Annotated in this window: 17 protein-coding genes; 7 read left to right on the plus strand and 10 right to left on the minus strand. The window is 66.1% G+C overall.

Annotated elements, in window-relative coordinates:
• Positions 1–71 precede the first annotated feature (71 nt).
• From JVH1_RS20465 to JVH1_RS20475, 3 genes are all read left to right on the plus strand, one after another.
• The gene (locus tag JVH1_RS20465) at positions 72–782 is read left to right on the plus strand and encodes a TetR/AcrR family transcriptional regulator (protein WP_009476333.1); all 711 of its coding nucleotides are present in this window, start codon (positions 72–74) and stop codon (positions 780–782) included.
• An 80-nt stretch (positions 783–862) separates the two neighbouring features.
• Positions 863–1906, plus strand: a complete 1044-nt coding sequence (locus tag JVH1_RS20470) for a ferredoxin--NADP reductase (RefSeq protein WP_009476332.1) — start codon at positions 863–865, stop codon at positions 1904–1906.
• Between the two features lie 91 nt (positions 1907–1997).
• Positions 1998–2468, plus strand: a complete 471-nt coding sequence (locus JVH1_RS20475; RefSeq protein WP_009476331.1) for a nuclear transport factor 2 family protein — start codon at positions 1998–2000, stop codon at positions 2466–2468.
• Between the two features lie 25 nt (positions 2469–2493).
• Here JVH1_RS20475 and JVH1_RS20480 read toward each other — a convergent pair whose 3' ends face one another.
• From JVH1_RS20480 to JVH1_RS20495, 4 genes are all read right to left on the minus strand, one after another.
• Positions 2494–2895, minus strand: a complete 402-nt coding sequence (locus tag JVH1_RS20480) for an arsenate reductase ArsC (RefSeq protein ID WP_043780061.1) — start codon at positions 2893–2895, stop codon at positions 2494–2496.
• Entirely contained in the window at positions 2892–3980 is a 1089-nt protein-coding gene (gene arsB, locus JVH1_RS20485; RefSeq protein WP_009476329.1) for an ACR3 family arsenite efflux transporter, read from the minus strand. The genes JVH1_RS20480 and arsB overlap by 4 nt, the downstream gene beginning before the upstream one ends.
• Entirely contained in the window at positions 3977–4363 is a 387-nt protein-coding gene (locus JVH1_RS20490; protein WP_043780055.1) for a helix-turn-helix transcriptional regulator, read from the minus strand. Before JVH1_RS20490 ends, arsB begins: the two co-directional genes overlap by 4 nt.
• 78 nt (positions 4364–4441) lie before the next feature.
• On the minus strand, positions 4442–4774 hold the full coding sequence (locus JVH1_RS20495; RefSeq protein WP_009476327.1) for a hypothetical protein: 333 nt from the start codon (positions 4772–4774) through the stop codon (positions 4442–4444).
• Positions 4775–5099: 325 nt separating this feature from the next.
• Here JVH1_RS20495 and JVH1_RS20500 point away from each other — a divergent pair, with 325 nt between their 5' ends.
• Positions 5100–6377 (plus strand): APC family permease, encoded by a 1278-nt coding sequence (locus JVH1_RS20500; protein WP_009476326.1) that lies wholly within the window; start codon positions 5100–5102, stop codon positions 6375–6377.
• A gap of 117 nt (positions 6378–6494) precedes the next feature.
• Positions 6495–6962: a histidine phosphatase family protein gene (locus JVH1_RS20505; RefSeq protein ID WP_009476325.1), complete on the plus strand. Its 468-nt coding sequence runs from the start codon at positions 6495–6497 to the stop codon at positions 6960–6962.
• Between the two features lie 9 nt (positions 6963–6971).
• Here the strand turns inward: JVH1_RS20505 and JVH1_RS20510 are convergent, their stop codons facing one another.
• Complete coding sequence (locus tag JVH1_RS20510) at positions 6972–8438, minus strand: CYTH and CHAD domain-containing protein (protein ID WP_043780053.1); 1467 nt, start codon at positions 8436–8438, stop codon at positions 6972–6974.
• 222 nt (positions 8439–8660) lie between these two features.
• Here JVH1_RS20510 and JVH1_RS20515 point away from each other — a divergent pair, with 222 nt between their 5' ends.
• Both JVH1_RS20515 and JVH1_RS20520 read left to right on the plus strand, forming a co-directional pair.
• Positions 8661–8984, plus strand: coding sequence for a WhiB family transcriptional regulator (locus JVH1_RS20515; protein WP_009476322.1), 324 nt, complete (start codon positions 8661–8663; stop codon positions 8982–8984).
• 112 nt (positions 8985–9096) lie between these two features.
• Positions 9097–9222: a barstar family protein gene (locus tag JVH1_RS20520; RefSeq protein WP_237735208.1), complete on the plus strand. Its 126-nt coding sequence runs from the start codon at positions 9097–9099 to the stop codon at positions 9220–9222.
• Between the two features lie 158 nt (positions 9223–9380).
• On the opposite strand, the gene JVH1_RS20525 is transcribed toward JVH1_RS20520, so the two are convergent.
• The 5 genes from JVH1_RS20525 to JVH1_RS20545 all read right to left on the minus strand — a co-directional run bounded on the left by JVH1_RS20525 (position 9381) and on the right by JVH1_RS20545 (position 13119).
• A complete protein-coding gene (locus tag JVH1_RS20525) occupies positions 9381–9806 on the minus strand; it encodes a hypothetical protein (RefSeq protein ID WP_237735206.1) in 426 nt (141 codons plus the stop codon).
• 271 nt (positions 9807–10077) lie between these two features.
• A complete protein-coding gene (locus JVH1_RS20530; RefSeq protein ID WP_009476319.1) occupies positions 10078–10326 on the minus strand; it encodes a hypothetical protein in 249 nt (82 codons plus the stop codon).
• 168 nt (positions 10327–10494) lie between these two features.
• Entirely contained in the window at positions 10495–11973 is a 1479-nt protein-coding gene (locus JVH1_RS20535; RefSeq protein WP_009476318.1) for an aldehyde dehydrogenase, read from the minus strand.
• A 16-nt stretch (positions 11974–11989) separates the two neighbouring features.
• A complete protein-coding gene (locus tag JVH1_RS20540) occupies positions 11990–12583 on the minus strand; it encodes a thiamine pyrophosphate-dependent enzyme (RefSeq protein WP_043780051.1) in 594 nt (197 codons plus the stop codon).
• Entirely contained in the window at positions 12583–13119 is a 537-nt protein-coding gene (locus tag JVH1_RS20545; RefSeq protein WP_009476316.1) for a thiamine pyrophosphate-binding protein, read from the minus strand. The genes JVH1_RS20540 and JVH1_RS20545 overlap by 1 nt, the downstream gene beginning before the upstream one ends.
• Positions 13120–13296 lie beyond the last annotated feature (177 nt).

The following is a 13296-nucleotide window of genomic DNA, read 5'->3' on the forward strand; positions in this document are numbered from 1 at the left end:
GTCAGCACGATGCAACAGTCATGGTTAGTGATATCTTGTTCGCAAACGCGGGGGAAGGCGAGGAACTAGAGATGGCCACACAGAACCCGGCCACGCCGCGATCGCTCGACGACGTCTACACCGACGCCGGCCTGATCGATCCCGCCGCGCCCGCACCCAAGCGACCGAACCGGCGCGGGGAACTCACCCGCGAGCGCATCGTGCAGGCCGCGATCGAATGCTTCAGCGAGTACGGCTACACCCGCACCCGGGTTTCCGACATCACCCACCGGGCCAAGACCGCCCAGGGAAACTTCTACCGGCACTTCACCGACCTCGACGACGTCTTCCTCGCAGCGATGCACACCGGTCTGCTGGAACTGTCCGAGGCCACCAGCCGTAAGGCCACCACCAGCGGCGAACTCGAGGCGTTGATCGAGGTCAACATCACCTACCTGCACGCGTACTCCCGGCACCGGCACATCCTGCGGTTGCTTCGTGAGGCCGCCGCGGCCAGCGCCAACGAGGGCTTCCAGCAACTGTGGCTGAAACTGCGTGAGGACTTCATCTCGCGCACCCGGCGCTGGCTGCAGAAGCTGCACGACCGCGGGGAGATCGGCGAGACCGACCTCGACCTCCTCGCCGAATCGCTCGGATGCATGACCGAACAGATGGCGTACGTCCACGTCGGGCTGCCCGCATCAACCCCGAAACGTGAACGGATCGACGAACTCGGCCGCGCCCTCGGCGAGGTGTGGTTTCGTGCACTCCCACCCCCGGTGACCGCGCCGGAAAATCGCTGACCGAACACCCTCATCCCGGACCCTGCCTGCAGTCATCCGTCAGTCCCCATGTCCTGAGGTGCTGACTCGAAGGAACCGCCATGACTACCCTCGCACCCGAATCCCTCGGATACACCGTCCGCGTGGCCGAGGTGATCGAAGAGACCCCCGACGCGTCGTCCCTCGTCATCGAGGTACCCGACAACCTCGCCGACCGCTTCGTCTACCGACCCGGACAATTCCTCACCATCCGCATCCCCAGCGAGCGCACCGGTTCGGTGGCACGCTGCTACTCCATTGCGAGTTGCCCGCTCACCGACGATCGCATCAAGGTCACCGTCAAACGCACTGCCGACGGATACGGATCGAACTGGTTGTGCGACAACGTCGCTGTGGGTGACGGCGTGCACGTTCTCCCGCCGTCGGGAACGTTCACGCCCCACCGCCTCGACGGGCACTTCCGTCTGTTCGCGGCCGGCAGCGGGATCACGCCGGTGATGTCCATCCTGAAGTCGGTGCTCGAATCCTCTACCGGCACGGTCGCGTTGTATTACGCCAACCGGGACGGCGGGTCGATCATCTTCGCCGCCGAACTAATCGGCCTCACCGAGCGGTATCCGGATCGGCTGACCGTCGAGCATCGGCTCGAAAGCGAATCGGGATTGCCGACTTCGGAGAGTCTCGCGACTTTCGCCGACGGTGGTCAGGACAGCGACGTATTCGTCTGCGGCCCGGCGCCGTTCATGGCGCTGGTCAAGGACACCCTCACGGGTATCGGCTACGGCCGGCACCGGGTGCACATCGAGGAGTTCAAGTCCCTCGACGGCGACCCGTTCGCCCCGATCCGGAGTCTCACGCCCGCCGACGACGCAGACTCCGCCACCGTCGAAGTGACTCTCGACGGTGACACCCACGTGCTGTCGTGGCCCGCCGACGCCACACTCATCGACGTCATGGTCAACGCCGGCATCGATGCTCCCTACTCCTGCCGCGAAGGCGAATGCGGCGCCTGCGCCTGCACCCTCACGGAAGGCACCGTGAACCCCGGAGTCACCGACGCCCTCGACCCCGACGACGTCGCCGACGGCTATATCCTGGGCTGCCAGGCGAAGCCGACCAGTCCCGCATTGAGGATCGAATTCTGAGGCGGACGGCTCCGTAATTTTTCCGCCGCGCGCGGGGCGGCGTGTGTCACCGTTGTGAGAGACCGAAACCCGCGGGCCACCTGGAGACGGTATGAGACGAAAAGCGATCGGCGTCGTCGTCGCGATGCTGGTGTTCGGTGGACTGGCAGGATGCGGCGGCGCCACGACTGAGACGGCATCGGCGTCGGTGTCGGCGACCGCAACGGTCAGCGCGACCGAGGAGCAGGATGCGGTTCTCGCTCAGGAAGCGAGGTGGCTGACGGCCATCACTGCCGGCGACCGCGACACGATCGAATCGATCCTGAGTCCCGATTTCAAGCACATCACCAGCGAGGGCACACTGCTCGGTCGTGACGAGGAGATCGCGAGCATCGTTCCGGTGGCGTTCACGATGAATGCCACCGAGCAGACCGTCGATATCGTCGGCGACACCGCCGTGATCCACGGCGTCAACACCCTCACCGAGTCGGGCAATGTGCTGGCCCGGGAACGCTTCACCGATGTGTTCGTCAAGCAGAACGGCACGTGGATGGCACTGTCGGCGCAGGAGACCGCGATCTGACCGGCGACTCGTACCGGTTCGCGTCTCAGGCGGGGACGAGTTCGGCGATCAGCGCTTCGACTCGCGCCTTGATCTCGTCGCGGATCGGACGAACCGCGTCGACGCCCTTGCCTGCCGGATCGTCGAGCGCCCAGTCCCGATAGCTGACCCCGGGGAAGACGGGGCAGGCGTCGCCGCAGCCCATCGTGATCACCACGTCGGAGGTTTCGACGGCCCCGGCGGTGAGGATCTTCGGGGATTGGCCGGAGATGTCGATCCCGATCTCGGCCATGGCCTCGACCGCTGCCGGGTTGACGGTCGCGGCCGGCGCGGACCCGGCTGAGCGGACCTCGATCCGATCACCGGCGAGGTGGGCCAGGAACCCGGCGGCCATCTGGGAGCGGCCGGCGTTGTGGATGCAGACGAACAACACACTGGGCCTGGTCATGACAGCGAACCTTCCGTAACGGACGCGCGGAACCGGGAACGGAGCGCGAGCGACACGTAGACCAGCCCCACGAGGACGGGGACCTCGATCAGCGGTCCGACGACACCGGCCAGCGCCTGGCCCGACGCCGCACCATAGGTGGCGATGGCGACGGCGATGGCGAGTTCGAAGTTGTTGCCCGCGGCGGTGAACGCGAGAGTGGTGGTGCGCTGGTAACCCAGGCCCATGACGGCGCCGAGCGCGTAGCCGCCGCCCCACATGATCGCGAAGTACGCCAGCAGCGGGACCGCGATCCGGACGACGTCCCACGGCTGGGACGTGATCCGGTCACCCTGCAGCGCGAAGAGGATCACGATCGTGAACAGCAATCCGTACAGCGCCCACGGCCCGATCCGGGGAAGGAACGTGCTCTCGTACCAGGTGCGGCCTCTGGCCTTCTCGCCGAAGCGACGGGTGAGGTAGCCGGCGAGCAGCGGGATGCCCAGGAAGATGAGCACCGACTTCGCGATCTGCCACGGTGAGGTGTCGATGGTGGTCTGCTCGAGGCCGAGCCAGCCGGGTAGCACGGACAGGTAGAACCAGCCGAGCACGGCGAACATGATGACCTGGAACACCGAGTTGATCGCGACCAGGACGGCGGCTGCCTCGCGGTCACCGCACGCGAGGTCGTTCCAGATGATGACCATGGCGATGCAGCGGGCCAGGCCGACGATGATCAGACCGGTGCGGTACTCCGGCAGATCCGGCAGGAGGAACCAGGCGAGGGCGAACATCAGTGCCGGACCGAGCACCCAGTTCAGTACCAACGATCCGATGAGCAGTCTGCGGTCGCCGGTGACGGTGTCGAGTCGGTCGTAGCGGACCTTCGCGAGCACCGGGTACATCATGACCAGCAGGCCGAGGGCGATCGGCAACGAGATGCCGTCGATCTCGACGGCGCTCAGGGCGTCCCCGAGTCCGGGGATCATCCGGCCGAGGAGCAGTCCGGCGACCATGGCGACGCCGATCCACACCGGCAGGAACCGGTCCAGGGTGGAAAGCTTCCCGACGACGGCCGGGTGTTCGGTCGTGATTGGCCCGCTCATGCCTGCGCCTCGGCGCACGTCGGGGACGGTACGGCGGTGCCGCTCTCGGTCAGGAGCACAGCAGACAATTGCTGCAGCGCCGACGGGATCACCCAGTAGTACACCCAGGTGCTGCGTCGCTCGCAGCCCAGCAGGCCGGCTGCGCGGAGCACCTTCAGGTGATGCGAGATCGTCGGCTGCGACAGGTCGAACGACTCGGAGATATCGCACACGCAGGCTTCGCCGCCGGCGTGGCTGGCGATCAGGCTCAGCAGGCGCAGGCGCACCGGATCGCCGAGGGCCTTGAACATCCGGGCCAGATCCCCGGCCCAGTCCTCGGTCAATGGTTCACGCGCGAGCGGCGAGCAACACGCACCACCGTCCGACAACTTTTGATTCGACATGCGTCGATATTGACAGATGTCGAATTAGAGTGCAACGCACCGGACGGCCAGGGCGCGGATCAGGCCGAGCGCCGCGTACTACTCGGCACGTCCGGACGGGAAGTGCACCGACCCGTCATTCCCGATGCAACCACCCTGGACGGGGCCGCTGCCGAAGAAGACGCCGTTGAGTTGCCCGCTTTGTCCCGGAGCGTTCGATCCGACTCCGGCACCGCCGACGCCGATCGCCCCGCACTGGTAACTGTTGTTGTCGGCGGGGGTGTTGGGGTCGGCGTGGACGTGGAGCTGCGAGCCGGGTGTGTTCGGGTCCCCATGAAATGCCGGTGCCGCCGCTACGACGCCCGAACCGAGCGCAAAAAAGGCGGCGATCGCGGCCGAGGTAATCGCCGTACGCAATGCGAACGTGTTCATCTGATGTCACCTTTGATTCGATTGTCGCCCGGCGTCTCACCGGCCGATGATTCTCGGGTTACACATGATTTCGGATATCCGTTTTCCCGATGAAACAATTATGGTCCGAGCGGTTGGCGGAAATCACCCCTTCGCGTGGTTATCGGTGTCTTACGCGCGATGCCCGCACCTACCCTCGTCACGGCCGCAGCAGCCCTGGTCGTGAAACGTGATCCTGTCGCCGCACCGAAACTGCTTGACCCCGAATGGTTCACGTGTCAGTTCCGGACAACCGTTAGCGTTGGAGTGCCCGACACCCGCACGTCCGAAGGGGAGACTGCCACGCATGGCCGGTGACGAGATTTCGGAAGGCAACGACGCGCACCCGACCACGACGCCACAGTTGCGCCGGCGGCTGGGGGTGTTCGACTCGGTGATGATCGGCCTCGGGTCGATGATCGGGGCCGGAATCTTCGCCGCGCTGGGGCCTGCCGCGGCCGCCGCCGGAGGCGCCCTGCTCGTCGGGTTGACCGTGGCCGCGGTGATCGCGTACTGCAATGCGCATTCCTCGGCCCGGCTCGCCGCGCTGTACCCGCAATCCGGTGGCACCTATGTCTACGGCCGTGAACGACTGGGACCGTTCTTCGGGTATCTGGCGGGCTGGGGATTCGTGGTCGGCAAGACAGCCTCGTGTGCCGCGATGGCCCTGACCGTCGGCGCCTACGCCTGGCCCGGGCGTGAGCATCTCGTCGCGGTGATCGCCGTCGCCGTCATCACGGCGGTGAACTACCTGGGTGTGCAGAAGTCTGCCCTGGTCACCCGGGTCATCGTGTTCGCGGTACTCGCGGTCCTCGCTGTGGTCGTCGTCGTGTGCCTTACCGGTTCCGATACCGGCTTCGACGGGCTCGAGATCACCTCCGGCCACGGCGCGACCGGGGTTCTGCAGGCCGCCGGTCTCCTGTTCTTCGCGTTCGCCGGGTACGCCCGGATCGCCACGCTCGGCGAGGAGGTGAAGGACCCGGCCCGGACCATCTCCCGGGCGATCCCCATTGCTCTGGCGATCACGCTCGTCGTGTACCTGTGCGTCGCGATCGCCGTCCTGACGGCTCTCGGCGCCGACGCACTCGCTGCCGCGACGGATCCGCTCGCGCAGGCCGTTGCCGCTGCGGGGTTCGGGGGCCTCGAGCCGGTGGTCCGGGTGGCCGCGGTGATCGCCGCGCTCGGCTCGCTGCTCGCCCTGATCCTCGGGGTGTCACGGACCACGTTCGCGATGGCACGGGACGGCCACCTGCCACGTCTGCTCGACGCCGTCCACCCCCGGTTCGCGGTGCCCTACCGGGCCGAGTTGGCCGTCGGTGCGGTGGTGGCGCTCCTCGCCGCGACAGCGGATCTGCGCGGCGTCATCGGGTTCTCCTCGTTCGCGGTGCTGGTCTACTACCTGATCGCCAACGCATCGGCCTGCACCTTGTCCGCGAAACCGTGGTCGCGGCTGATTGCCGTCGTCGGCGCCGTCGGGTGCCTCGTTCTCGCCGCGTTCCTCCCCCTGGCCTCGGTGATCTCGGGTGTGATCGTCCTCGGGCTGGGGGCTGTGATCTACGGGATCCGCACTTCCCTCCGTACCTGACCGTCGAGGGTGTGTGCCGCTACCCCGCAGAGCATTTCGACCCTTTGTTCGCGGTGGCCAATTGGCGTCCCGCGTGGGAGTCTTCAACGACAATCCCTGCGCCGGGAGAAGGTGAGAATGTTAGTCCTGGTCCGGCACTCCCATGCAGGCGAGAAGACGCTGTGGCACGGCCCCGACGCCGAGCGACCGCTGAGCCCACTCGGGCACGAGCAGGCCCACGGTTTCGTCGCTGCGCTGGGCGGCATCGAGATCGCGAGTCTGTTCTCGAGTCCCACCACCCGCTGCCGCCAGACCCTGTTTCCACTCGCCGAGGCGCGCGGTCTGCCTGTCCACGATCACCCGCTGCTGGCACCGGACGCGTCCCCCGACGAACTGTTTTCCGCGCTCCACGAGCCCGACGCCGACCGGGCAATCTTCTGCACGCACGGGGAGATCCTCAACGCGCTGGCCGAGTTCGCGCGGTCGCGAGGGATACCGGACGTTCCGCCCTCGGGCGCGACCGCGAAAGGGGGCGCGTGGTTCGTCGACTGCGGTGCAGGTCCGTCCCCGACGCTGCGGTACCTCGCTCCGATTCCGGCGGGCTGACCTCGACTTCTAGGCCGACGCGAGCCGGGCGGCGTCCTCCCGGGCCTGCCGCGCCTTCTGCAGTTCCAGGCCGTACAGCAGGCCGAACGTGAAACCGTTCTCGCCGGGCGTCGCGCCGGCGCGGGCACCGAGAGTCCGGAGCGTCTCCGCGGCGACGACGCTGTCCTGGTGCTCGCCGAGGACCGTCTGCATCTTCTTGAACCGTGCCGCCTTCTTCTTCGCCGTCTTCTTTCCCAGAATCGGTGCGGCGAGTTCGGCGGCGTATCGGGCCCGTTTGGCGGCCTTCCGCGCGCGGTGCAGGGCCGCATCGTCGTCGTCGGCAGCTGCGGTGGCGACGCGTGTGAGCGCTTTGCGTTCGGCTTTCCGTACGCACTTGTCGATCACCCGGGGATCGTCGCCGGCCTCGGCGGTCAGCGGTGGAGTGGTGCGCCACTGCGCCAGGGTGGCCAGCAGCGCACGGTAGCGGTCACCGTCGAGCGCTGCCATCACCTCTGTTCTCTGACGGAGTTGCTCGGCGAGCAGATCGTTCTCGATGCGCGCGGCAACCGGCCCCATCACGAGTTCCGGAGGCAGGGCGGCGAGCGCATCCGCGAACCGTGCGCGTTGCACCTGCCGATCCCGCACCTCCCCGAGCAAACCGGCGTACCAGGACAGTTCCGCGTCGAGTTCTGCCCGCGCGACCGGTTCGAACAGGCGCCTGAATACCCGCAACGTGCTGCGGAAACGTCGGATCCCCACGCGGGTGGGGTGGACCGGGTCCAGCCCGCGCCGCAACCACACGTCGCCGGCGACGATCGCCTGAACCTGAGCATCCAGATAGTCGACGAGCGCCGCTTCCACGGTCGTTCGGGTCGTGTCCCCGCCGTCGACGGCGAGGTGCGCGACGGTGAGCACACGGCTGAGCTTCGACGGATACAGGGACGGCTGCGCACCGCGGCGGGTGAGGCGCTTACCGATCTTCCCGAGCAGTTTCTCGTCCCCGGCGTCGCCGAGTTCGACCTCCACCTCCCGCCACTCACTCAGGACAGCGCGATCGCCGGCGACGGCGCCGCGCACCCGGTCGTCCGCCACTTCCGCCAGCAGGCGGTCGTCCCGGTCGAGGAGTCGCTGCGTGCGTCTCACGGTTTTCAGCGTCGCCACCGGATGCACAGGTTTACCCCGTGCGACACCCGCAATCATGGTCGCCAAATCGTCAGGAACCGCGTCACTCTCCCCTGGAGGCATCCGAATCTCGGTGCGTGCTTTGTCGGCGGGGACCTTCAACTGCCATCCCACATCGGCGTCCCCGGTCCGGCGGCGGAACGTGATCTTCTGACGGAGCAGATCGCGGTCATCCGTGTCGTAGTAGACGCTGTTCAGATTCACCGTGCCCTGCTCGATCCGTCCACCGGCAGGCAACACGTCCTCGAGATCCGGCAGAACGAACTCGAGCCCCACCTCGTACTTGTCTTCCCGCTCCCGCTGCGTCGACACCATGGATCCAGTCTGCACCCACGACGGCAGGGCCGATCTCCGACGCGCGCTCGGCACGGAGTGCAGTTAATCTGTCAGCGGTGCAATTGTCGATCGCACCTCGTCGCCGGAGCCGAGGCGTTGCGAAAATCTGTCCGCAACCGAACCTTTCACACGATTCATCGGGCCGTGCCCGCATTCCCAGTGCCCTGACTGTGCTCGGTCTTCGAGATGGGATGGCTCCACATGAGCAAACCGAACAGGCGTCACGACCTCGCACACCCCGCAGCGGACCTCGGCTGGATAACGCGGGCTCAGTGTCGAGAAGGAGACCCGGATCAGCTCTTCGTCACAGGCGCCGCGCAACGCAAAGCCGCCGCCCTCTGCAGGCACTGTCCGGTGCTGATGGAATGCGGTGCGTACGCACTCGACAATCGAGTCGAATTCGGCATCTGGGGTGGGATGACGGAACGGCAGCGCCGGGCACTGCTCGCGACGAATCCCGAGGTCCGCTGGTCCGAGCTCTTCACGAACCCTCCACCTGTCGGGTGGGGAATGATCGAACCATGACCGGACAACCCGTGACGTACGTGATCGACGGCGCGCGCATCCACACGCTCGACGACGTCTTCACGGTGGTCGGAGAGCGGTACGCGGTGAAGGCGGGTACTTCGGCCGCAACCTGGATGCGTTCGCCGACTGCCTCACCGGTGGATACGGCACGCCTGATGACGGTGGTTTCCTCTTCGTATGGGAGAACAGCGACAGATCCCGCGAGGCCCTCGGGTATGCAGAGACTGCGCGTTAGCTCGAGCAGCGTCGCGCAGTGCCACCCGACGAACCGGGAGAGGGTGCGTGCCGATCTCGAGCGCGCGCTGAGGGAGGACGGGCCCACGGCCTTCGACTGGGTTGTCGGCATCTTCGAGTTCCGGGATGTGCGGCTCGACCTCCGGTAGGCGGTAGCTCTCACTCGGTCAGATAGAGAGTCACCCGGAAGTATCGGGAATCGCGACGGAAGGTCGGTGTGGTGACGCCGTACCGCTCGATGAACTCGTGCTGTTCGATGAACCGAAGGTCACCGGACGTGCCGGGCACCGAGTACTGCCGATTCGGCATGCGCCACGTGCCCGTGTCGGGTACGTCCCACATGTGTACGTTGGCGGGCAACAGTTTCCAGCCCTGGGCGGTGTGCAGTTCGAGGTTCGCGACGACCTCGATGGTCGCGACCACTCCGCTCACGGACAGCACGGGCTGAGGGGAGAACCCCGGGTACCTGTCGACGTAGAAGACTCCTCGGCCGACACCGTTCTTCCGACTCTCGACCTCCTCGGCCAGTGATCGAAGCTCGGCGGGAAGCTGCTGCTCGTCGAGCCACGAGAGGGCAGTGGTCACGGTGTCACCCGGGTGCCAGACGGAGTCTGCGGAGACAGGCTCGTCGTCGACGAAGACTGTGAGCGTCTGGGGTGAGGCATGGTCAGGGGTGCGTCGTGGTCGTTCGTCGAGCATCGTCAGACCCCGCGCAGTAGGCGGACCGATGGGCGACGCCATCGGGTGCGGGGTTACCGTGCAGCAGACTATACGCGCCCTGCCGCATCGGTTCGACCGCCGCTGCCGCACTGAACGCGGCAGCGGCGCCGGCGGAGGGCCGTCCGATCGATGCGAATCAGTACGGCAAAGACGAGCAGCTGGGGCGGTCGACGATGGCCTGACCTTCGCAGAGCATGGCCTGCTCGTCGTCGTCGAAACGGTCGCGCCGATCCCGGTCGCGGGCATCGCGGTCCGACTGTGAGGCCACCGCGACATCAGTGCCGGACGAGGCGGGCATGGCGTGCGCGATTCCGGCTGCGCCGGTGAGAGAGAACGCGACCGCGGCGAACATCAGGCCGGCGCGAATGGCAGTGTGGCGAAACATGCGGTGTCCTTGGTGGTGTGTGGTCGAGTATTCCTTGGCCACAACAACACTGCCTTCCCGGCAAGCGGTTCGACAGACACCCTAGGGTGCGCGTTGCCCACCCCTGTGCGCTCACACGCCCGTGAGTACTTGTTAACCCCCCACGGTTAATAAGTACTCACAGGCGCGTCAGCGCATGACGAAGGGATTGCCGGATGGGGCTCCGGTGTTGATCCAGACGCTCTTGGTGTGCAGGTATTCGTCCAGTGCTCCGATTCCGTTCTCCCGGCCGAGACCGGAGTCTTTGACGCCGCCGAAGGGCGCCATGAAGCTCACTGCCCGGTAGGTGTTGACCCAGACCGTTCCGGATTGGATCGCCTCGGCCATGCGGAAGGCCCGGGCGATGTCACTCGTCCACACTCCGGCACCGAGGCCGAACCGGACGTCGTTGGCGATACGAACCGCGTCGTGCTCGTCGTCGAACGGGATGACCGCGAGAACCGGGCCGAACACTTCTTCCTGTGCGAGGCGGTGGCTGTTGTCGACGCCGGTGAAGATCGTGGGTTCGACGAACCAGCCGTTGCCGCACTCGGGGCGTTGCGCCGCCGAGCCGCCGAGCACTGCCCGGGCTCCGTCGTGCTTGGCGACGTCGAGGTATTCGAGAACCTTCGCGAACTGCGGCCGGGTGGTGATCGGCCCGACCTGTGTGTGCGGATCGAGGGGGTCACCCATCCGCGCGGTGCGAGCGAGGTCGACGACCTTGTCGACGAAGCTGTCGTGAATCGATCGCTGCACCAGGAGCCTGGATCCGGCGATGCAGGTTTGGCCGGTGGCGGCGAAGATTCCCGACACGACCCCGTTGACGGCAGAGTCCAGGTCTGCGTCGTCGAACACGATATTCGGTGACTTGCCGCCGAGTTCGAGACTGACGTGCTTGAAGCTTCGGGCGGCCTGCTCGTTGATCCGGCGTCCGGTGAGGTCGGACCCGGTGAAGCTGACCTTCGTGACCAGTGGGTGGTCGACTAGGGGGCTGCCGACCTCGTCGCCGAATCCGGTGACCACGTTGACCACTCCCGGCGGCAGGCCCGCTTCTTCGAGAAGTTTCACCAGTTCGAGGGTGGATGCCGAAGTGAACTCGGACGGTTTGATCACCACCGTGCATCCCGCCGCCAGGGCAGGCGCCAGTTTCCACGCCAGGAGCATCAGCGGCGAATTCCACGGGGTGATGACGGCGACGACCCCGATGGGCTCGCGCCTGGTGTAGGCGAAGTAGCCCTTCTTGTCGAGAGGGAGCACGGTGCCCTCGATCTTGTCGGCCAGCCCCCCGTAGTAGTAGAACCACTGCGGGACGTAGTCGACCTGCCCACGCATCTCGGAGAGCAGTTTTCCGTTGTCTTGCACTTCGATTCGGGCGAGCCGATCGGCGTCCTCGGCGATGCGGTCACCGATGTCGCGCAATACCCGCCCGCGGTCGGTCGCGGTCGTGCTCGACCACGGGCCTTCGGTGAACGCGCAGTGGGCGGCCCGAACGGCCTCGTCGACATCGTTGTCGTTTCCCCGCGCGATCTCTGCCCACGGCTTACCGGTGTACGGGTTGTCGCTGGTGATCCAGCGATCGTCCCGGGGGTGCCGCTGTGTGCCGTCGATGTGGAGCGGATATCGCTGCATCGCTGCCTCGCTCTCGTCAGAAGGGGGAGAACCCGAGTTCGGCCCGGAAGATGTTCTTGACGTGGGTGCCGTCGCGCGGGGGTAGCACACGCGGGGCTTCTGCACCCGAGATGAGTACCTGCGCGAACGTCGTTCCGCGACGAGCGCGGACGTGGTCGCCGATCTGCGCGTACCCGTCGTGCGAGTCGATCCTCAATGTCGTCTCGATTCCGAATCCCTGTGCCACTGAGCAAAGGTCGGTTCCGAGACTGGAGTGACTCGGCTGCATCCCGGTCTCGCCGAAGTGGCCGTTGTCGAGTACCACGATGGTGAGATTGGGCGGAGCCTGGACGGCGATCGTCCCGAGTGCGCCGATTCCCATCAGTTGTTCGCCGTCGCCGGTGATCACTACGACGGATTCGTCGGGCTGCGCCAGCGCGAGACCGAGTCCGAGCGGTGTTGCGGCGCCCATGGCACCCCACAGATAGAAGTTGCGCGGCCTGGCGCCGGCGGCACACACGTCGTAGGAGGGCGACCCCAGCCCGGTGACCATGAGCGCGTCGGGTACCTCGGACAGCAGGTCTGCCACGAAGAGGCGTCGATCGATCCTGGATGTAGTATCGGCACTCATCACATGTTCTCCCACTTCTTGCGTCCGATCAGGCTCTGGCCCAGGAGGACTGCGACGCGCTCACCGGCCAGGAACGCGGAGTCGAAGGCCGCCGCGACCACATCTGCGACTTCGTCGGGATGATCTGCGCGGTGAACGGTGATCCCCATGATTTCCAGAGCCGCCTGAGTGGCTTGTCCCATCGGGCTTTGCCACGGGTTGGACTCGGCGTACTCCCCCCGCATGGTGACCAGCGTCAGAAACGGGAACTTGCACATCTCCAACAGCGAGAACATGTTGACGCAGTTACCCACTCCGCTGCTCTGCATGAGCAGAACCGACCGTTGGCCGCCGAGCCATGCTCCGCTGACGACCGCGACACCTTCTTCCTCGGTGGTCAGCACGACATCTCGGATGTCGGGGTCCTGTTGTGCCTCACGGATGGCGTGGGAATGTCCGGCATCGGGGACGTAGGCAATCTGTTTGACGTCTCCGGACTTCAGGATCTCGAAGATCTCCTTCTGCCATACCGGAGTCTCTTTCTCGACGGTCTGCATGGTGGCTCCTTCTTGGGGAAGTCGGTGTCGCCAATATTCTGATGTGTGATGGACGGCGTTGGAAAATGCTATTTCGTGATGGAACCATGCCGATCGGGCATGCGACCGCGGAACGTGAAGGCATGACAGACGTCAACTCGGGTCGCGACGAGAAAAATGGCCTCGAGCTCGGCCGAT

The organism is Rhodococcus sp. JVH1 (assembly GCF_000280725.2).
Lineage (GTDB): Bacteria > Actinomycetota > Actinomycetes > Mycobacteriales > Mycobacteriaceae > Rhodococcus_F > Rhodococcus_F jostii_A.